This is a genomic window from Catenovulum sediminis (genome assembly GCF_007289895.1).
GTDB classification, from domain to species: domain Bacteria; phylum Pseudomonadota; class Gammaproteobacteria; order Enterobacterales; family Alteromonadaceae; genus Catenovulum; species Catenovulum sediminis.
The window spans coordinates 3,760,639-3,778,236 of sequence record NZ_CP041660.1 but is presented as its reverse complement, the minus strand read 5'-3'; the positions used below and the strand labels follow the sequence as shown (position 1 = coordinate 3,778,236).

Genomic DNA, 17,598 nt, shown 5'->3' with positions numbered 1-17,598 from the left:
TTGATAATTTATTAAATTCTTTTTCTATAACTGCCAATCACAACTCCGCTAATCACAGCATCGGGCAGCAGTTCAATATACTTAGGTTTCCAGTCGGGATTCAGGGCTTTCAGTCGCTTTCCGTCAGTGTCAATTATTAATTGTTTAAATGTCGATTCTGTATTTCCATTTTGCCTAACAATTACGCACGACCCATGTCTAGCCTCAACTTCTGGATCAACAAATATGATTTCACCCTCTATAAAATCGGGAGACATTGACTCACCAACAACTTTTAAAGCATAGGTATAGGGACTGTGGTTTTCTGGGCATGGGTAATATTCATCTGCATCCCCTGGCTGAAAAACATCTATTATATCGTGCCATGCTCCTGCCTGCACCCAGCTAATCAGTGGGACTGAACTTTTCACCTTTGGTGTCGCCATTGCTATTGAATAATCACCAGTTAACTCTTGGATACCAACACCTAGTGCTTTACTGATTGTATATAAATCATCAACACTCGGTTGCCTAAAGTCACGCTCATAATTGGATACACGACCTTGGCCTTCATCCCATTTGCAGTGATCGGCTAATTGTTTTTGTGTCCACCCCTTTTTTTTGCGGGCAGCTTTTATGTTTTCGGAAATTTTTTTCATAAGCGAATAAAACAACAAAACGTTATAGTTGACAATAAACGTTTCGTTATGCAAAATATAACGAAACGTGTTGTATTTGGTCGGTGAAATGAACAATATTAAAAGCTTAAGAATTAAACTTAATCTCACTCAAAGCCAACTGGCGTCTGCCTGTGGATGGTCTGGTAGTCAGGCTCGAATATCTAATTATGAGCTCGGGCTAAGGACCCCAAACATGAAAGAATGCAGAAACATCGTTTCAGCATTAAACAAACATGGTGCTAATTGTGAATTAGATGATGTATTTCCACCTGAGGATGAACCAGCTAAGGCGGCTTAATTCATTTCTTTTGGTTTCGTGTGACCAAGACGCGCTCGCGCAAGCGGGATACTGCGTTGAATCGCCTGCGGTTCTTCGACCAAAATTGCCGCCGCAACAAGACGCGGCTTAACGATTTGTTTTTCATGCTGCCTCCTTTTTTCATTGCACTTAGTTTAGGGGGGCAGCATGTTTTTTATGTTTTTTGATTTGGTGTATGAATAAACAGGGGTAAGTATGAAATTCAGATTTCCAGACTTTAGAAAATTAGATTTTAGACGCTGGTTTAAGTGTCGATGTTGTGTGTGCAATCGGGAAGTTAATGTGAATTTAACGCGTCATAACGAAACTCTTTATGACGCGATTAATATCTCAATTACGGAGCGGGGACGGCGGTTGTGAAAGTCCCTGTAAGTCTTGGTTATTTAAAGCCTGATAGGCCATTTTTTGCCATTTTTAGAAACTCATTCAGTTCTGATTTAAACTCTTCTGAAACTGTTTCACTTTCTAAAAATGGAACTGCCAGCGTCTCTAAGTGTTTGTCTGTGTCCATTTTCACCGCTTTAAGCATTGCCATAAGTGACATTATCACTGTTTGGTGGACATTGGCGGTCGTTTCTAACCTTGCTAAGCGATCGCTTAGTTCTTGTATTTCGTTACTCATTTTCACCTCTTGGTTTGGGTTTTGTTGTTGGTTGGCGCTTATAACATTAGCAGACTCAAGGGGTGATCTCTATCGTTTTAAGGGGGTGCTATGAGTCAGTTTATTTTGTGGCTTGATTTAGAAACCGGCGGGTTGGATGGCCGGTTAGATAATGGCAAGTTGGGGATGGAGTTTTACCCAATTTTAGAAATTGCGTGTGTGTTAACCGATACCAATTTAAATCCGGTTAGTGCGATTCGTATTCCGCTATTTCAGCCGGAGTCTGAGTTAAATAAATTGTCTAACTGGGCCGTGCAAACGCATCATGAGTCGGGTTTGCTGGCTGAGTGTATGCAGTCTGACATTACGTTAGATAAAGCCGAGCGCATTGTTTTGAACTGGCTGGCATCGAACGGTTGTGATGCGTATGACAGAGCAGCTAAAACAGGCGCGGTTTTGGCGGGTAATAGTATTGGGTTTGACCGTAATTTTATTCGTTGTCAAATGCCAAAGTTGCATAGTTATTTGCATTATAGAATGTTAGATGTGTCGGCGGTGGCGTTAATGTGTCGATTCTCTCGGCCTGAGCTTGAGGCTTTAGCTGTGGAGCATAAAACCTATAAGCACGAGGCGTTAAGCGACATTTTTGAGTCGATTAAAGAGTATTTTGTTTATAGCCGTTTTGTTATTTGTTCCAAAGACTTCGATACAAGCCGGCTAGGCTGGCTTGCGGCGTTTAACCCTTCTATGCAGGTCGATCCTAGTGATTTTGTTAATCCTAAGCTTGAGGGGGCGGCGTGAACCAAGCTGAGATAGCCGCCGTTTGGCAAAACAATATACCGCTGGTCGATCGTTTGTTTTATCACTACTTGCGCGATGTTGTGAGCGATTACGCTACAAAAACTATTGGCGTTCATTGTGCTATTCGTCAGTCTACTATTGCTGCGGCGTTTGAGTTTATTCCAGATCGGGGCAGCAAGCTTCCCCCCCTTAAATTGACTAACAAACAGGTTGAAAAAATGTGTGAACGTGCCGTGGCGCGTGGTTGGATTAGTCGTCGGTTAGATCATTTAGGCAATGCTATTCCTATGCAGTTTAGGCTGGAATTGGTCGACTCTGCATTTTTCCGTCCAAACGAGGAAGGGGCGCGGAAGGGGCGCGGAAGGGGCGGTAATGACGGGGGGGAAGAATTTAAAAATAATCATTTAAATTCAGATGCTTATCGTAATCAGGCGAGCAATGAAGGGGGCATGAAGGGGGGCGCTAAAAACACCGATGACGGGGGCATATCTAGTATATCTAGTAATAATACTCTCTCTAACGCGCGCGAGGGTGTTTCGTCTATTTCAGTTGATGATTTTCAGATTGATGATTTGTTGTTAAATCAATTAAAAATCTCAGCGATAAATTTTGATAAAGATTTTCTTCAAACTGTTCTCGTTAAGTTTCAATCGCAAGAGAAGTTTTTTAACCAGTTAAAACCTATCCAGCATTGGCGCAAGCTTTTTGTCGGCTATTGCGCAAGTTGGAAAGCTAATCAGAGTAATCAGAGGGGTCATCATGCAAATCAAGACTTTTCAAAACACAACAGCAGTCAGTCGAACAAGCAAGCAGTTAAAGCCGCCATCTATGCCAGCAGCCAAAACAGAATCATCGACGTCAACTAGGCCTGTGTTCGCTGAGTCTAAACTGGCGGTTGATCGCTGGTTTGAGTTTTCAGTAAATTTTTGGGATGCAAAGTTCACGTCTAAATTTGATTCAGTCGAGCAGTTAGATTCTGCGAAAAGTGACTGGTTTAATACGTTAGAAAAACATCGTATTTCGATTGCTGATGTTGAGCGTGTTATTTTGATTACTCAAGCCGATAAAACAATCTGGCCTCTGTCGTTACCTGAGTTTTTGCGCGCGTGTGAGCCGGTACCTACGGATTTCGGCTATCCTTCTGTTGACCAAATCTGGAAGCAGCTGATAAATCCTTATGCGCATGATGATTGGACGAAGGTGCATTTGTTTGCGTTTTTCATCGCGTGCGGTAAAGACCCTAATTTGCATCATAGCGAGATTGTCGCTGCGGGTCGTTGTTCGCCAGACACTAAGCGCTATAAAGCTAAATTTCATGCTGTTGAGCGGGTGTATCTCTGGTATGTACGTCGGGCGATTAATGGTTGTAATTTTAATGATCCTCGCTCTAAACCTGTCGCTCGATTGGGTGTTTGTGATGATGCACATCGGCAGAAAAATTTATCTAAGATTGAAGAGTTACGGGAGAAATTTCCGTTTCTAAAAGCTAGCTGATTAGGGGGCGCTGTGGGGAATATTGGGGTGTTACTTGAGCGTTGGGCTGTTTGGGTGAGGCAAGATGGGCGCGGTTCGCTGGGGTATGGTGCGCCCATGGCTTGTTTGATTCGTGATAACGTTCATGCAAGTTCAGGTGATGTTGAGCCGCTGGGTGATGATTTGGCGATTGTTGTTGACAGGGCGTTGAATGTGTTGAAAAAACGAGATTTGATTTGTTATCAAGCGTTGTTGTTGTATTACGTTGATAAGCATTCGATGCAGTATGTCGGTAATATAATTTACAAAGAGAAAAAGATCAGTTCTTATCGTTGTCGTATTAAAGCGTCTGAAGACGTTAGAAATGGCGAGCGGTGGCTTAATGGTTTTTTATCTTGCTTTAACGAATTTGAAAATTTAGCAGCGTAGGGGTTGCATGTTGAACATGATAGTTTTAAAGTATGGCAAAATCTGAGAAGAAATGTATTTAAAGCCCTAGCAAATTGCTGGGGCTTTTTCGTTTCTGCATCACTATAAATTTACCCCTTAGCCTCGCTCGGCTTATGCCAGCGGGGCTTTTTCGTTTCTAAGGATTGTTTTCATGGCGTTAGACAGTGCGAATATGGCTTGGTTAATCCCGCTTCTAATCGCTGTGTTTCAGGTTGTTAGTAATTTTATCTCGCGAACTAAGCAGCGTGAGTATGAAGCAACTGATAAGCGTTTAAATGCGATTGAAAAGTTGGCTGATGAAAACAATCGATACATTGCAGCAGTTGAGAAAAAAACCGAAAAGCTTGAGCTCGAATTCGCCGGTACCTACTTACCACGAACCGAGTTTGCAGAGTTTTTAAATCAGTTAGATGAACGTTTCGAGCGAGACAGAATTGAAACTGTCTCTCAATTAAAACTTGAGCTAAGAGCTGCGCTTGCAGAGTATCGCGTGCAGTTTTATGACCAGCGTAAGGATCAGAGGTAACACATGAATATTGCATTGTATGGCTTGGTTGATGCAACTCACGCTGAATCTGTTGCGGTTGCGGTTTGTGATGTGTTGGGTTACGGCAGCAATAACAATGCTCATGTATTAATTTTAGAAACAGCTGCTCAAGAAACACAGTTAGGTCATTACTTAGATCATACCTGGCGAAGTGCTGGCATGGGGTTAACTCAAGTCGATTTCTCTACATTCAATTGGTTACAAAATGAAAAGTTCGAACGTTATCAAGCAAAGGTTAAGCATGCTTTTGGTGTTGATCTCATGCAAGTGCAATGGGAAGAGCTGGACCAATCACCATTGCTTGCGTTCATTGTGTGTCGTATTCGTTATTTGGTTGTGCCTAATCCCATTCCGACCAGCGTTAATTGGCGTGCCAGATATTGGAAGCAGCATTACAACACTCAAGCTGGTAAAGGTAAGCCATCTGAGTACATAGAGAATGCTAAGCGTTATGCGCATTACATCCCACAATCAGAGCAGTTGTGCACTGGTTAGTCGCTTGGGCCATGCGCTATGGCCTGTCTAATTTAACTAGGTTTATTATCGTGGAAACTATTAAAAGATTCTTAAAAACTCGTAAGGGTAAAGCGGTTGTTATTTCATTAGTGCTGGGGATTGCAGGCGTTACTGTTCCACCAGAAGCGGTTGAGGCCGCTGTAACATTCATTACGGCTCTAGGATTCTAATGATTCTGTTAGCAATCATTGAGCTGAACTTACTAATAGTTCTGCTAATGATTGTTTGTCGTGAGCTGCAGTTAAACGATGACAATAGGCAAAGGTTAAAGCGTTATGGCGATTAAGCGCCCATGCAGACAAACAGGTTGCCGTAATACTGTAAGTGGTAAAGCAAACAATGGTTACTGTGATAAGCACAAGGATAAGGCAGGCTGGCACAAGAACGAACGAGACAAGGGTAATAGACATCAAAGAGGTTATGGTAATCATTGGTCTAATGTGATTCGTCCAAGAGTTTTAAAGCGTGATGATTATTTATGTGTTGAGCATCGTAAGCTTGGCATTGCGGTACCAGCTGACTGTGTTGATCACATCATACCCAAAGAGCATGGCGGAACGGATGACGATTCAAACTTACAATCGTTATGCAATGCATGCCACAACACCAAGACAGCTACTGAAAGATTAAGATAAACCCATTTTTCAATTCAAATATAGGGGGGCGGGGTCAAATCTCTACAGCCTTTTGGCCTAGTACCGCCGCCATAATTTTTCTTACGTAAATGCCAAAACTAAAACTTTTTTTTGAGAGTTAATTTAATTATTGAGAGGTAACTAACATGGCAGGAGGTAGACCAAGAAAACCTGATGCCATTAAAGCTGCGTCAGGCACTTTAAGGGCTGATCGCAAAATTGACGAAATGAAAAGCACAGAAGGGATTGCCCCTTATTCGCATACCGAGCTTGCAGACGAAAAAGTTGTTTATAGTAAGCTCTCTGAAATGTTTCAGCATGCAGGGATTGCTGGTCGCGAAGATTCTATTGCGCTTCGCCAACTTGCCAATGCATTTGTTCAGTGGCACAAGACAAAAAAAATGGTTGATGATATGGGTGAGTTTTACGAAACCACCAGTACCAGCGGCCATAAAATTATAAAAGAAAATCCAGCCGCAAAAGCGTTGCGTGATTGGGATAAACGACTGTCCGAACATTTAGCAAAGTTTGGTGCAACGCCAGCTGCCAGATCATCTATTGCAAAAATGAATAGCGAGACTGATGCGGCCACCATGTTACTTGACATGTTTAGCAATAAATTTCAAAACACGGGTAAACAAAACGACATGTTTTCAGTTACAGCAACATTACCCGCCGAACGGGCCATTAATTAATGGACTTAATAGACAATATTGAATCTGCACTGGAAAAAAACGCAACGGTTGACGATGGTATTCAATATGCAATGGATGCCGCAAAACCAGACTCAAATCAATGTGTTTATGTTCGTCAGGCCGCACAGCGTTTTTTAAATGACTTACACCACGGCCAAGAGCGAGGATTAGCTTTTTCGCGCCAGCATGCAGAAAAAATACTAACGTATTTCCCGTTCTTTTGTGTGCATGTAGAGGGCGAGTTATCCGGTCAGCCGATCTATTTAGAGCCATGGCAGTCATTTGTCTTAATAAATGTTTTTGGCTGGTACCGGTTTGATGATGAACTTGACCGCTGGGTACGTAGATTCGACAAATTGTACTTAGAAGTACCTCGAAAAAACGCTAAATCAATGTTGCTGTCCGGCATTGGCACTTACATGACAGCGTTTGACGGTGAAGGCGGTGCACAGGTTTATTCTGCAGCAACCAAAAAAGACCAAGCCAAGATTGTGTTTGATGCTGCCGCCGAAATGGTTAAAAAAAGTCCAGCGCTTAAAAAAATATTCTCAGTTCAAAAAATTGAATTAACGGTCGAGTCGAGTTTTAGCAGGTTTAGACCGTTAGCGCGTGATGCAGACTCGCTCGATGGTTTAAACAGCCACTGCAACATTGTCGACGAACTACACGCACATAAAACCCGTGAACTATGGGACGTTTTAATCAACGGTACCGCCGCTCGAACGCAACCATTAACAGCTGCAATCACAACCGCCGGTACCAATCGTGAGGGGATTTGCTACCAACAAAGAGAATACGTTGCCAGCATATTAAAAGGCAAAATAGAGGACGATAGTTACTTTGGTGTTATTTACACCATAGACGACAACGACGATCCTTATGATGAATCAAACTGGTTTAAAGCAAACCCAAACCTGGGTAAATCAAAAAAGCTAAAAACCATGCGTTCAGAGGCCAAACAAGCGCAAATATCCGGTGAAGCAAAGATAAACTTCTTAATAAAACACTTGGATTACTGGACAGACGCAGCAGTTGAATGGATAGACAGTATCAAATGGCAAAATTGTGCACAAGAATTTCCAGAAAATGTACACGAACTACCGTGCTGGGTAGGTGTTGATTACGCCCCAATGCACGATGTGACAGCTGTAATATTGCTATACAGCGACCAAAGCAGCGGAAAATTTTACGTAAAAAGCGAGTTTTACTACGCAACAAATAGCATTGACGAACTACCTGAGGCCATTCAAACCAAATTTAAGCGCTGGGAACATTCCGGCCACTTAAAAACAGTGGCTGGTTCAATGATGGACTTAGACACAGTTGAAGCAAGAATACTTGAGCTCAAAACTCACCCCAACGTTAAAGAAATCAATCTGGACCCGTGGAATACATACCAGCTAACCGCGCGGTTAGATGATAAAGGTTTAGATGCAGTACATGTACCGCAAACGGTTAAAAACTTTAGTGAATCCATGAAATTCACTGAAGCATTGGTATTTGAGCAGAAGCTTATTCACGACAACAACCCAATGATGAATTGGATGATCGGTAATTTGCAGGTTAAGCCAGATCTAAACGGTAACGTATTTCCACGCAAAGCAGATAATAAAAGCGAAAACAAAATAGACGGCCCCGTTGGCCTATTCACCGCCATGAACAGAGCAATGATTAACGCTGCAGAAATTAGCGCTCAACCATCAATACGAGTCTTATAATGGGTTTTTTTAACAAGATATTTGGTTCAAACAACACCAAGAGCGAACCAATCAATACTTCGGCTGAGCTGTTAGCCCAAATTAATAGCGTACTAAGTGACGCGGGTATTTCAGTGACACCTGAAAATGTAAAACGCATTGCAACAGTATTTAGTTGTGTTCGTGTGCTTTCTGAATCAATCGGTATGTTGCCACTTAACTTAAAAGAGCAAAAAGGCCGAGTAAAAGAAACACTAACCGGCCACAAACTGCACAAGCTAGTTCACTCTAAACCAAATGGTTTTATGACACCGATCGAGTGGAAAGAGCTAGTCGTTACACATTTGTGTTTTCGCGGAAATCATTACAGCTACATTAATAAAATTAACGGTGTAGCCCGCGAACTTTTACCGCTAAACCCGGACAACGTCGAACCTAAAATGGACGAAAACTGGGAAGTTGAATACAAAGTTACTTTCCCAAACGGTCATGTTGAAATGCTCAGTAAAGACGAAATACTACACATAAAAATATTTAGTGAAGATGGCTTAACGGGTATGAGTCCAGTTCGCTACTGTGCAAACACGTTTGGTCTAGCAAAAGCCACCGAACGCCACGGTAATTTATTGTTTAAAAATGCGGCAATGCCGAGTGGCGGTTATAGCACCGAAGGTAAACTAACGGATGAACAATTCAACCGTCTAAAATCTCAAATGGATGAATTTAAAGGCGAGGGTAATCATAAAAACCTGATCCTAGAAGGTGGCCTAAAGTGGTTTACCGTAACCATGACAAGCGAAGACGCACAGTTTTTAGAAACGCGAGCTTTTCAGCAAGCTGAAATATGCGGAATTTATCGGGTACCACCACACAAAATAGGCATATTAGACAAAGCGACTTTCTCAAACATAGAGCATCAGGGCCTCGACTTTGTTACTTCATCACTCATGCCGTACTGCATCCGAATAGAAGAGCGTTTAAACATTTCTTTGCTTAATGAAAATGAAATTGGAAACAAATTTTTTAAATTTAATGAACGGGCTTTATTGCGGGGCGATATGAAAGCCCGAGCCGATTTTTACACAAAAATGTTTAACGTAGGTGCTTATTCATCAAATGATATTCGAGACTTTGAAGATGAAAACCCACGAGATGGCGGCGACGTCTACCTTGTTCCACTTAATATGACAAACAAACCAGGACAGCAAGATGACTCTAAAAACTAAATTCGAAGCGCCTTTTGAGGTTAAATCAGTACAACAAACAGGTGAATTTGAAGGATATGCATCTGTTTTTGGTAATAAAGACTCACACGATGACGTAATCGTAAAGGGCGCGTTTAGTAAAAGCATTGCTGAATGGAAAAGCAAAGGACGAATGCCAAGTTTGCTATGGCAACACAAGCGAGACGAGCCTATCGGGGTTTACACCGAAATAAAAGAAGACGACTACGGCCTATATGTTAAAGGAAAGCTATTAGTAGATGATGACCCGCTGGCTAAACGTGCTCATGCGCACATGAAAGCAGGCTCAATAAGTGGTTTGTCAATCGGTTATCGGTTAATGGATTGGGAATATGATAAAGAAATGGAAGCGTGGCGGTTAAAAGAAATCGATTTACGCGAAGTTTCATTGGTTACGTTCCCCTCAAATGACGAAAGCAGAATTAATAATGTAAAAAGTTCTTTTGAATTGGGCGAGATACCCAAACCCAAAGAACTTGAGCGTGCCTTACGAGACGTGGGCATGAGTCAAAAACAAGCCAAGGCATTCATGTCTGGCGGATACAGCGCAATTACCCAGCGAGATGTTGAGGATGAAACGGCGCAAGCTCTTGAATTACTAAAATCAATCAATTTCTAACTGGAGAAATAACCATGCCTGTAGAATTAAAAGATGTTCAGCTGGTCGCTGACGAAATTAAACATAAGTTTGAAGAATTTAAAACAACCAATGACAAACGTTTTGACGCAGTTGAATCTGAAAAAGGTAAACTAGCAGGTCAGGTTGAAACACTAACAACAGAGTTAAAAAGCTTTGAGAAAATTAAAATTGATCTCGAAAAGCAATTAGACGAGATTCAACTTAAATCAAATCGGATAAACTCGGGCGCAAATGCTAAATCTAAAGATGCGATTGAACATGAAAAAGCTTATACCAAGTTTATGCGCAAAGGCTCTGAAGATGGATTAGCCGAACTTGAAACCAAAGCGCTGAATTTGGGTACAGATGAAGATGGTGGCTTTGCAGTACCAGAAGAATGGAATCGAAATATACTTAAAGCAACTGAAAATATGTCTGTTATGCGTGGTGTTTGTAGTCAAATGACTATCGGCACAGAAGATTACAAACAGTTGATGGACATTGGCGGTACCACATCAGGTTGGGTTGGTGAAACCGATGCTAGACCCGGTACCAATAGCCCGCAATTAAAGCAATTATCTGCAAACTTTGGTGAAATATACGCTAATCCAGCGGCAACACAAAAATCATTGGATGATATTTATTTCAATGTTGAACAATGGTTAATTGACTCTATTCAAGAGGAGTTTTCAGACAAAGAAGATGAAGCATTCACAATCGGTGACGGTACAAACAAACCAAAAGGCTTGTTAACGCATACCATGGCAACCGAAGCGGATGGTGTGCGAGCTTGGAATGCGTTTCAGTACCGAGAAACATCCACCGTTGGTCAGGTTACCGCTGATGATATTGTTAAAGCGCCGTTTATGCTTAAACAGCGTTATCGTGGTATGGCTAAATGGATGGGCTCAACTGACTTACTTGCAAATTTAATGGTGCTTAAAGATGGTAATGACAATTACTTATGGCGCCCAGGTTTAGAAGTGGGTGAATCATCAACATTGCGAAATCGTGAGTATATCGAAAATGATTACATGCCGGGTGTTGCAGCTAATGCGAATGCGCTTGCATTGGGTGACTTCAGCCGAACAATGATGATTTTAGATCGCATTGGTATTCGTATGTTGCGCGACCCTTACACCAACAAACCATACGTACAGTTTTACACCACAAAACGAGTAGGCAACATGGTTCGCAACTACAACGCAATGAAGTTCTTGCGCGTTAAAGCGGCTTAACCAAACTTAATTAATCACTGATAAAAGCCCAGTTCCTATGAATTGGGCTTTTTTATTTTGGAGCGTTAAAGAATGACAAAAGTAGCGATAGCAGCGGCCATCTTGGTAAATGAAAAATTTGAATTCAGTGAAGACCACTGCACAGTTCAAACCTATGAACCCGGTGAGTACGCAGAAATGCCAGATGGAGCAAAAGCATACGGTATTTCTCAGGGGTATATTGAATTGTCCGGTGAATTGAGTAAATCCGACAGCACAGAAAACAAAAAACAAGATAAACCGGAAGAATAAACAATGCCTGCATTTATCACGTTGGAAGAAGCAAAACAGCAGTTAAATATAGAAGAATCTGACACATTAGATGACCCCTATATAGCAGCACTCATACCAGCGGCCAGCGAAGTTATCGAGCGAGAATGCAACCGCAAAATATATTTAACACAAGAAGAATTAGATGCAGATTCCGAAGCACCTGAATATGCAATGGTGTTAAACGAAACGCTAAAACTGGCATGTAAATTAACAGTCGGGCACTGGTTTAACAACCGAGAAGCAACCAGCGAACTCACAATTAAAAAAGTGCCGCTATCGTACGATCATCTAATCAACTTATACAGGATACCGTTCGCATGATAGGTGCAGGCAAGCTTAAAGATAGAATCAGTATAGTGACGCAATCCGGTGAAGATGATGGCTTCGGACATAAAAAATGGCAAATTATTCAAACAGTGCGGGCCAATGTAGACGTTAAAAACGGCACTGAAACTAGCGACAACTCAGCAGGACATCTAGTTTACGAAATCAAATGCCGTTTTCGAAAAGACATTACCTACAAATCTAGAATTCGTTATCAAAATAGAGACTTAGAGTTAACTCAACCCCCGCAAAACGTACGGGGTTTAAGTCGAGAAATGCTGCTAGTGTGCAAAGAGGTTACGCGTGACTAACTCTATTTCGCTGCAAATAAATGGTTTAAAACAATTAAACAAAAACCTCGAAAACATAGCTGACGAAATTGGCAGCTCAAAAGCAGCAGGTATTTTAACTTCCGCACTAAGGGTGGGTGCAAAAGAATTTGAAACAGAGCTAAAAAACACCGCGCCAGAGTCACCCGAAAACAAAATAAGAATTGTGAAAAAACGGGATAAAAGCACCGTTGAAATAAAACCCGGCTTTTTGAAATCACGAATAAAAATAAGAGCCTCAACAAATCGAAAAGGGCGAATTAACAAGAGATTTGGAAAAAAAGACATATCACTTGTAAGAGTTGGGGTTTTTAAAGTGCCGTACATCGTTCAAGTTGAATATGGCACTTCCAAACACCAACCGCAGCCATTTATGAGAAATGCTGCAAAATCGAAAGCGCAGCCCGCAGTGAAGCGAATCGAATCCGAACTCAACAAAAAAATAAAAGCGGCAACCAAGCGCATTGCTAAACAAAAGGCTAAAAAATGATAGAAAAATCAATTCGAGATTTTCTAATTTCAAAGCCCGAACTGTTAAACGTAGCAACGGGCGGTGTTTATTTAGATCGAAATCATTCAGCCAGTGACAACTATATTCAAATCGACGTGACATTTAATAACTTTGAGTATTCAAACCACGGCGAACAGTCTCAAATTGACAGCGATTTGCAAATAACCTGCTTCAGTTCAGATAAAGCAACGGTTAAAAACATGGAAAAAGAACTAAAAAAAGCGATAAACCTGGCAAGTTTTAAAGATGAATATGCCAGCGTACAGTCCATATACAAGCAATCCAGCATCCCAGATTATGAAGACGACACACGACTTTATAGCGAGACGTGTAATTATTTACTCTACTACAATGAGGTATAACCATGCCAACACCCGCAACCGAATTAGCCAACGACGTTATTGACTCGCAAGGCGCAACGCTTCAATTTTGCTCGTCAGGAATAGGAACAGTCGACACATTTTTGCCACACATCATCGGCTCAATACCGCAAATCAACTCAGGTAAAGCATACGATGACGTGACCGCAGTAGATGACGACAAACGAAAATACGGCGAACAAACATTACCGGAAGACCAAGATTTTGAACTGGTTTTTGCAGATGTACCCGCAAATTCAGATCAAAAAACATTTACAGACTTGGTAGAAGCCGGTACCGAAATAACAATCAAAATAACGCGAAAAACGGGACGAGTTCAAGAAGCTGTATTTGTACCGCACGACCACTTCAGCGGTGAGTCAGGTAAAGATGTGGGTAAACAAATGTACGGCTGTATCGGTAAACTTCAAACTGTTGCCTTTTCAACTGTACCAGTGGTGTAAATAAAATGATAACACTAACAACAATACTCGCGGGCGAAATAGCCCGCACAAAGCGCACGTTCAATGTAGACGGTATAGGAGAGTTAGAGCTCACAAAACTGCCAGTTGCACAGCAAAAACTAGCAGCACAAGCAATGGCTAAAAAACCAAAAACAGACAAAGAAGCTGAAGAAGTAGAAAAAGTAATTCTAAACTCGGTATATCAAATGTTATCTGGTGAAACTAACGAACAAGAAGCAGAAAAACTGCTCGACTCGTTAGACGAAGTACAAATAAGCCGAATTTTCTCAACTGGCTATTACTGGGCCGATCTAACCGTTAAAAATTTAGAGCAAACCGAAAAAAACTCGCAAAGCAGCCCGAAGTCGGAGCCTTAATTGAAATAAGCGCCAGTTTGGGCTGCACCTTACAAGAATTAACAGAAAAGCTACCGCCGGAAGAGTTAGAGCTCAGGCTCGTTCACCAAATGAACAAGCTTGGGTATTCGTACGATCAAACCAAACGAATAGAAGCACAGCGCAAAGCCAAAGAAGCAGAGCGCAACGCGTTTTTACAAACTTGCCCGTGGAATAAAAACAACCGCACGCAATAGAGGTTAAACAATGGGAACGCTCGCAACACTGACAATAGATCTGGTCGGCCAAAGCGCAAAATTGCGTGCAGATCTCGCAAAAGCAAGCAAGCAAACAAAAAGCTGGTCAGAAAAAACAAGATCGTTTGTAAATACAGCGGGTAAAGCCTTTGCAGCAATGGGGGTTACCGCCGTTACAGCGTGGGCTGCCATTTACGTAGAAACATCTAAAACAGCAGATTTACTCGCAAAAACAAGCGACAAACTCGGTATATTGCCCGAAAAACTACAAGCATTGCAGCATGCGGGCGAGCAAACGGGAGTAGGTGTTGAAACAACCAACATGGCACTGCAGCGAATGGTTCGCCGAGTCGCAGAAGCCGGACAAGGCACAGGTGAAGCAGTTGGCGCATTAAAAGAACTCAATTTAAATGCAACCGAACTAGCACAAATGTCGCCCGACGAACAATTTAAAGCCATTGCAGAAGCCATGTCAGGCGTTTCAAACCAAGGCGATAAAGTTCGTCTAGCAATGAAGTTGTTTGACAGCGAAGGCGTATCACTTGTCAATACATTAGATTTAGGTCGTGAAGGCTTAAATGCAATGGAACAAGAGATTAATGATCTCGGTATAGCAATGGACCGCCTTTCTTTAGCTAAAATAGAAATGGCCAACGACGCATTCGACAAAGCAACCAAGTCAACAAGCAGCTTTGGCAATGCATTAACAACGTCAACAGCCCCAATTGTTGGCGCATTGTCAGATATGTTTACGCAAGCAGCCATGGAAGCTGGCGGTTTCGGCAACATTGCACAAAACGTAATGAAAGCAACCGTCACATCAATTGGGTTTGTATCCGATGCGGGCCGCGGCTTAAAAGTTGTATTTATGTTGATTCGTCAAGCAGTTGCAGAGCTTGCAAACGAAATCATACAACTGGGTACAACTGGCTCTAAAGTAGGGGCTGCACTTGCTGAATTTTTCGGGTTTGAAAGCAGCACAATAAATCACATCAACAAATTTGCTGAAAGCTTTTCTGGCACAACAGAACGACTCAAAAAAGAGCTGCAAGATACAGTAGCAGAGCCAATGCCCAGTGAAAAAATTAAAGCATGGTTTGATGACGTACAGCAAAAATTTGAATACGAAGCACAAAAAATTGCTGATGATAAAAAGAACAACATAAATTTAGGCGCAACAATTTCTACGTCTACAAGCGACGACTCAAAAGACAACAAAAGTGACGAACGCCTCGTTGAATCAGCTCGTAATCGCTATCAACAAATATATGATGCAAAGCTACTGCAAGAAGAACGATTGCAGGAACTCGAAGAACGCAAATACGAACGATTGCAAGAAGAAATGGAGCGCGAAATTGAGCTATTGCGCAGCAAGAATTTAGCGACAGCTGAAATTGAAAGTAATTACAGAATAGCCAAAGAACAAGCAGAAGAACAACACCAGCAAAAGATAGCCGACATCGAGAAAAACAGACAGTTGCAACAAGCACAACAACGTGTTGTTGAGTTACAAAACTATTCTCAGTTGTTTGATGGTATGGCCGGAATTACTGCATCATTTAAAGGCGAACAAAGCGGAATGTATCGGGCAATGTTTGCCGCGTCAAAAGCGTTCTCTGTTGCTGAATCCATTATTAAAATACAGCAAGGTATAGCCAATGCAGCGTCATTGCCATGGCCTCAAAATTTAGCTGCAATATCATCTACTGTAGCAACTACAGCAGGGGTCATTAGCACAATACAAGGCACAAATTTACAGGGCATGGCTCACAGCGGCATCGACACTATCCCGCGTGAGGGAACCTGGCTACTCGACAAAGGAGAGCGGGTTTATACGCAGGATTCAGCGCGTCAGCTAGACGAAATGTACAATGCCACTGTAACGACCAACAACACCCCAGTAAACATAACATTAAATTACGATATCAAAACCAACTCAGCTAAAGACTTCAGACAAGTGCTAATGGAAAACAATCAGTACGTGTTTAATGCTGTTGAATCTGTAATGAATAAAAAAGGTCGTCGATTATAATGAGTGCAATACTAAACCAGTTTTGTCGAAGCATAGAGCTTAAATCAAACACCCCAAACACCTTTTTTGAATCACAATCATTACACATTGAAACGTGGAGCATACCATCGCATCGTTGGGAAGTTGAATATAAGTCTAACCCAATCAACGGAACCGAGAACCAGCGAAAAATGTGGGTGTTTTTAAACTCGCTAAAAAGCGGCTCAGTAGAATTCGATTGGGAAATACCCATTCATAGTGTGCCGCAAGGCAGTGCGCACTCAAACGCAATGGTTTTTCAAGATTACAACGCAGGGGTAACAGAGTTTAGATTGTTGGGTACGCTCGGCGACAACTTTTTAATCGCTGGCGATTTATTAAAATTTAGCAATCATAATAAAGTTTATATGGTCGTAGAAGATGTCAGCGGTACAAACCCAATCGTTAAAGTTAACTGTCCCCTTAAACACGCTGTTACATCTAGCACGATAGTAATCACACGAAATGTAGCATTTAAAATGATACTAAAGCCCAATACGCAAATTGTGAGTTACTCGCGTTCCGTCGGCTCATTTTCAGAACCTTTTTCAGCACAGTTTATAGAGAAATTATGAAAACATATCCGCAAGCTGTCGAAGACATGATCGCATCCGGCCATGTTAAACACGCATATTTACTATATGTCGATTTTGAAATACCCCTTTCATTTACAAACGCAGGGTTTGACATTGAAGCAGACGGAGTAACGTACTATTCGTCAGATATATTGCAAGGCGTAGACAGGCTGTCAAAACAAGCATCGTTAACTGTTACAGAGATTAAACTAGCGTTTTCACTTAAAAATCAACAAATGGTCAGCATTGCGTTTAGTAAAAACTGGCAAAACAGAAATGTGCAAATAAATCGCGTTTTTTTAGGGGAGCAAAACGAAGTAATACACAACGAAAATGTATGGAAAGGAAAAACAACAGAACGATCAGACAGTGATCAAGAGCTGCTCATAACATACACAGCTAAAAATATATTCGGTGCATTCGAAACAACTAATTCTTGGCGAACTACACTCGCAAGCCACCACCGCCGCCATCCAACTGACGATTGTTTTAAATATGCTCATAAAGCACAAGAGGTTCAGTATTGGGGCGGCAAGGGTAACCGAATTAATAAAACAGAAAGTAATGATTCACTGGGAGTTAAGTAAG

27 protein-coding genes are annotated in these 17,598 nt (G+C 41.7%); 25 read left to right on the top strand and 2 right to left on the bottom strand.

The features are described 5' to 3' along the window. Positions 1-11: 11 nt before the first annotated feature. Entirely contained in the window at positions 12-638 is a 627-nt protein-coding gene (locus tag FNT16_RS16065; RefSeq protein ID WP_143872536.1) for a LexA family protein, read from the bottom strand. A gap of 88 nt (positions 639-726) precedes the next feature. Here FNT16_RS16065 and FNT16_RS16060 point away from each other — a divergent pair, with 88 nt between their 5' ends. Further along, the gene (locus tag FNT16_RS16060; RefSeq protein WP_143872535.1) at positions 727-957 is read left to right on the top strand and encodes a helix-turn-helix transcriptional regulator; all 231 of its coding nucleotides are present in this window, start codon (positions 727-729) and stop codon (positions 955-957) included. A gap of 400 nt (positions 958-1,357) precedes the next feature. On the opposite strand, the gene FNT16_RS16055 is transcribed toward FNT16_RS16060, so the two are convergent. Further along, positions 1,358-1,600, bottom strand: coding sequence for a hypothetical protein (locus FNT16_RS16055; RefSeq protein ID WP_143872534.1), 243 nt, complete (start codon positions 1,598-1,600; stop codon positions 1,358-1,360). A gap of 90 nt (positions 1,601-1,690) precedes the next feature. On the opposite strand from FNT16_RS16055, the gene orn reads away from it, so the two are divergent. The 24 genes from orn to FNT16_RS15940 all read left to right on the top strand — a co-directional run bounded on the left by orn (position 1,691) and on the right by FNT16_RS15940 (position 17,597). Then, entirely contained in the window at positions 1,691-2,380 is a 690-nt protein-coding gene (gene orn / locus FNT16_RS16050; protein ID WP_143872533.1) for an oligoribonuclease, read from the top strand. After that, a complete protein-coding gene (locus FNT16_RS16045) occupies positions 2,377-3,246 on the top strand; it encodes a hypothetical protein (protein ID WP_143872532.1) in 870 nt (289 codons plus the stop codon). Before orn ends, FNT16_RS16045 begins: the two co-directional genes overlap by 4 nt. Beyond that, positions 3,209-3,874, top strand: coding sequence for a hypothetical protein (locus FNT16_RS16040; RefSeq protein WP_143872531.1), 666 nt, complete (start codon positions 3,209-3,211; stop codon positions 3,872-3,874). The genes FNT16_RS16045 and FNT16_RS16040 overlap by 38 nt, the downstream gene beginning before the upstream one ends. Before the next feature lie 12 nt (positions 3,875-3,886). Beyond that, a complete protein-coding gene (locus tag FNT16_RS16035) occupies positions 3,887-4,282 on the top strand; it encodes an antiterminator Q family protein (protein ID WP_143872530.1) in 396 nt (131 codons plus the stop codon). A gap of 172 nt (positions 4,283-4,454) precedes the next feature. Then, the gene (locus FNT16_RS16030) at positions 4,455-4,829 is read left to right on the top strand and encodes a hypothetical protein (protein WP_143872529.1); all 375 of its coding nucleotides are present in this window, start codon (positions 4,455-4,457) and stop codon (positions 4,827-4,829) included. Positions 4,830-4,832: 3 nt separating this feature from the next. Then, a complete protein-coding gene (locus FNT16_RS16025; protein WP_143872528.1) occupies positions 4,833-5,345 on the top strand; it encodes a hypothetical protein in 513 nt (170 codons plus the stop codon). 50 nt (positions 5,346-5,395) lie between these two features. After that, positions 5,396-5,536 carry a hypothetical protein gene (locus FNT16_RS20415; protein ID WP_185976619.1) on the top strand — a complete coding sequence of 47 codons (141 nt, stop codon included), beginning with the start codon at positions 5,396-5,398 and terminating at the stop codon, positions 5,534-5,536. Between the two features lie 105 nt (positions 5,537-5,641). Then, entirely contained in the window at positions 5,642-6,001 is a 360-nt protein-coding gene (locus FNT16_RS16020) for an HNH endonuclease (protein WP_143872527.1), read from the top strand. 146 nt (positions 6,002-6,147) lie between these two features. Next, on the top strand, positions 6,148-6,696 hold the full coding sequence (locus FNT16_RS16015; RefSeq protein WP_143872526.1) for a P27 family phage terminase small subunit: 549 nt from the start codon (positions 6,148-6,150) through the stop codon (positions 6,694-6,696). After that, positions 6,696-8,414: a terminase large subunit gene (locus FNT16_RS16010; RefSeq protein WP_143872525.1), complete on the top strand. Its 1,719-nt coding sequence runs from the start codon at positions 6,696-6,698 to the stop codon at positions 8,412-8,414. The genes FNT16_RS16015 and FNT16_RS16010 overlap by 1 nt, the downstream gene beginning before the upstream one ends. Continuing rightward, complete coding sequence (locus tag FNT16_RS16005) at positions 8,414-9,619, top strand: phage portal protein (protein ID WP_143872524.1); 1,206 nt, start codon at positions 8,414-8,416, stop codon at positions 9,617-9,619. Before FNT16_RS16010 ends, FNT16_RS16005 begins: the two co-directional genes overlap by 1 nt. After that, positions 9,603-10,256, top strand: a complete 654-nt coding sequence (locus FNT16_RS16000) for an HK97 family phage prohead protease (protein WP_143872523.1) — start codon at positions 9,603-9,605, stop codon at positions 10,254-10,256. The genes FNT16_RS16005 and FNT16_RS16000 overlap by 17 nt, the downstream gene beginning before the upstream one ends. A gap of 14 nt (positions 10,257-10,270) precedes the next feature. Then, positions 10,271-11,494: a phage major capsid protein gene (locus tag FNT16_RS15995; RefSeq protein WP_143872522.1), complete on the top strand. Its 1,224-nt coding sequence runs from the start codon at positions 10,271-10,273 to the stop codon at positions 11,492-11,494. Positions 11,495-11,566: 72 nt separating this feature from the next. Further along, a complete protein-coding gene (locus tag FNT16_RS15990) occupies positions 11,567-11,785 on the top strand; it encodes a hypothetical protein (protein WP_143872521.1) in 219 nt (72 codons plus the stop codon). A 3-nt stretch (positions 11,786-11,788) separates the two neighbouring features. After that, a complete protein-coding gene (locus FNT16_RS15985; protein ID WP_143872520.1) occupies positions 11,789-12,127 on the top strand; it encodes a head-tail connector protein in 339 nt (112 codons plus the stop codon). Beyond that, entirely contained in the window at positions 12,124-12,441 is a 318-nt protein-coding gene (locus tag FNT16_RS15980; protein ID WP_143872519.1) for a head-tail adaptor protein, read from the top strand. Before FNT16_RS15985 ends, FNT16_RS15980 begins: the two co-directional genes overlap by 4 nt. Next, positions 12,434-12,949 (top strand): HK97-gp10 family putative phage morphogenesis protein, encoded by a 516-nt coding sequence (locus tag FNT16_RS15975; RefSeq protein ID WP_143872518.1) that lies wholly within the window; start codon positions 12,434-12,436, stop codon positions 12,947-12,949. The genes FNT16_RS15980 and FNT16_RS15975 overlap by 8 nt, the downstream gene beginning before the upstream one ends. Next, positions 12,946-13,332, top strand: a complete 387-nt coding sequence (locus tag FNT16_RS15970; protein WP_143872517.1) for a hypothetical protein — start codon at positions 12,946-12,948, stop codon at positions 13,330-13,332. The genes FNT16_RS15975 and FNT16_RS15970 overlap by 4 nt, the downstream gene beginning before the upstream one ends. A gap of 2 nt (positions 13,333-13,334) precedes the next feature. Beyond that, on the top strand, positions 13,335-13,793 hold the full coding sequence (locus tag FNT16_RS15965; protein WP_143872516.1) for a hypothetical protein: 459 nt from the start codon (positions 13,335-13,337) through the stop codon (positions 13,791-13,793). 5 nt (positions 13,794-13,798) lie between these two features. After that, positions 13,799-14,170, top strand: a complete 372-nt coding sequence (locus FNT16_RS15960; protein WP_143872515.1) for a hypothetical protein — start codon at positions 13,799-13,801, stop codon at positions 14,168-14,170. A gap of 17 nt (positions 14,171-14,187) precedes the next feature. After that, entirely contained in the window at positions 14,188-14,385 is a 198-nt protein-coding gene (locus FNT16_RS15955) for a hypothetical protein (RefSeq protein WP_143872514.1), read from the top strand. 10 nt (positions 14,386-14,395) lie between these two features. Further along, positions 14,396-16,417, top strand: coding sequence for a hypothetical protein (locus tag FNT16_RS15950; protein ID WP_143872513.1), 2,022 nt, complete (start codon positions 14,396-14,398; stop codon positions 16,415-16,417). Then, on the top strand, positions 16,417-17,010 hold the full coding sequence (locus tag FNT16_RS15945; protein ID WP_143872512.1) for a hypothetical protein: 594 nt from the start codon (positions 16,417-16,419) through the stop codon (positions 17,008-17,010). Before FNT16_RS15950 ends, FNT16_RS15945 begins: the two co-directional genes overlap by 1 nt. Next, complete coding sequence (locus FNT16_RS15940; RefSeq protein ID WP_143872511.1) at positions 17,007-17,597, top strand: DUF2163 domain-containing protein; 591 nt, start codon at positions 17,007-17,009, stop codon at positions 17,595-17,597. The genes FNT16_RS15945 and FNT16_RS15940 overlap by 4 nt, the downstream gene beginning before the upstream one ends. The last annotated feature ends 1 nt before the right edge of the window (position 17,598 follow it).

What these genes read in the sequence shown, in the direction of transcription:
- FNT16_RS15980 (WP_143872519.1), top strand. Translation starts at nt 12,124, where the DNA reads ATGATAGGTGCAGGCAAGCTTAAAGATAGAATCAGTATAGTGACGCAA.
- FNT16_RS15965 (WP_143872516.1), top strand. Translation starts at nt 13,335, where the DNA reads ATGCCAACACCCGCAACCGAATTAGCCAACGACGTTATTGACTCGCAA.
- FNT16_RS15950 (WP_143872513.1), top strand. Translation starts at nt 14,396, where the DNA reads ATGGGAACGCTCGCAACACTGACAATAGATCTGGTCGGCCAAAGCGCA.
- FNT16_RS16010 (WP_143872525.1), top strand. Translation starts at nt 6,696, where the DNA reads ATGGACTTAATAGACAATATTGAATCTGCACTGGAAAAAAACGCAACG.
- FNT16_RS16065 (WP_143872536.1), bottom strand. Translation starts at nt 638, where the DNA reads ATGAAAAAAATTTCCGAAAACATAAAAGCTGCCCGCAAAAAAAAGGGG.
- FNT16_RS15945 (WP_143872512.1), top strand. Translation starts at nt 16,417, where the DNA reads ATGAGTGCAATACTAAACCAGTTTTGTCGAAGCATAGAGCTTAAATCA.
- FNT16_RS15995 (WP_143872522.1), top strand. Translation starts at nt 10,271, where the DNA reads ATGCCTGTAGAATTAAAAGATGTTCAGCTGGTCGCTGACGAAATTAAA.
- FNT16_RS16060 (WP_143872535.1), top strand. Translation starts at nt 727, where the DNA reads ATGAACAATATTAAAAGCTTAAGAATTAAACTTAATCTCACTCAAAGC.
- FNT16_RS16055 (WP_143872534.1), bottom strand. Translation starts at nt 1,600, where the DNA reads ATGAGTAACGAAATACAAGAACTAAGCGATCGCTTAGCAAGGTTAGAA.
- FNT16_RS15970 (WP_143872517.1), top strand. Translation starts at nt 12,946, where the DNA reads ATGATAGAAAAATCAATTCGAGATTTTCTAATTTCAAAGCCCGAACTG.
- FNT16_RS16030 (WP_143872529.1), top strand. Translation starts at nt 4,455, where the DNA reads ATGGCGTTAGACAGTGCGAATATGGCTTGGTTAATCCCGCTTCTAATC.
- FNT16_RS16020 (WP_143872527.1), top strand. Translation starts at nt 5,642, where the DNA reads ATGGCGATTAAGCGCCCATGCAGACAAACAGGTTGCCGTAATACTGTA.
- FNT16_RS16000 (WP_143872523.1), top strand. Translation starts at nt 9,603, where the DNA reads ATGACTCTAAAAACTAAATTCGAAGCGCCTTTTGAGGTTAAATCAGTA.
- FNT16_RS16040 (WP_143872531.1), top strand. Translation starts at nt 3,209, where the DNA reads ATGCCAGCAGCCAAAACAGAATCATCGACGTCAACTAGGCCTGTGTTC.
- FNT16_RS15960 (WP_143872515.1), top strand. Translation starts at nt 13,799, where the DNA reads ATGATAACACTAACAACAATACTCGCGGGCGAAATAGCCCGCACAAAG.
- FNT16_RS16015 (WP_143872526.1), top strand. Translation starts at nt 6,148, where the DNA reads ATGGCAGGAGGTAGACCAAGAAAACCTGATGCCATTAAAGCTGCGTCA.
- FNT16_RS16025 (WP_143872528.1), top strand. Translation starts at nt 4,833, where the DNA reads ATGAATATTGCATTGTATGGCTTGGTTGATGCAACTCACGCTGAATCT.
- FNT16_RS15990 (WP_143872521.1), top strand. Translation starts at nt 11,567, where the DNA reads ATGACAAAAGTAGCGATAGCAGCGGCCATCTTGGTAAATGAAAAATTT.
- FNT16_RS16005 (WP_143872524.1), top strand. Translation starts at nt 8,414, where the DNA reads ATGGGTTTTTTTAACAAGATATTTGGTTCAAACAACACCAAGAGCGAA.
- orn (WP_143872533.1), top strand. Translation starts at nt 1,691, where the DNA reads ATGAGTCAGTTTATTTTGTGGCTTGATTTAGAAACCGGCGGGTTGGAT.
- FNT16_RS15940 (WP_143872511.1), top strand. Translation starts at nt 17,007, where the DNA reads ATGAAAACATATCCGCAAGCTGTCGAAGACATGATCGCATCCGGCCAT.
- FNT16_RS15985 (WP_143872520.1), top strand. Translation starts at nt 11,789, where the DNA reads ATGCCTGCATTTATCACGTTGGAAGAAGCAAAACAGCAGTTAAATATA.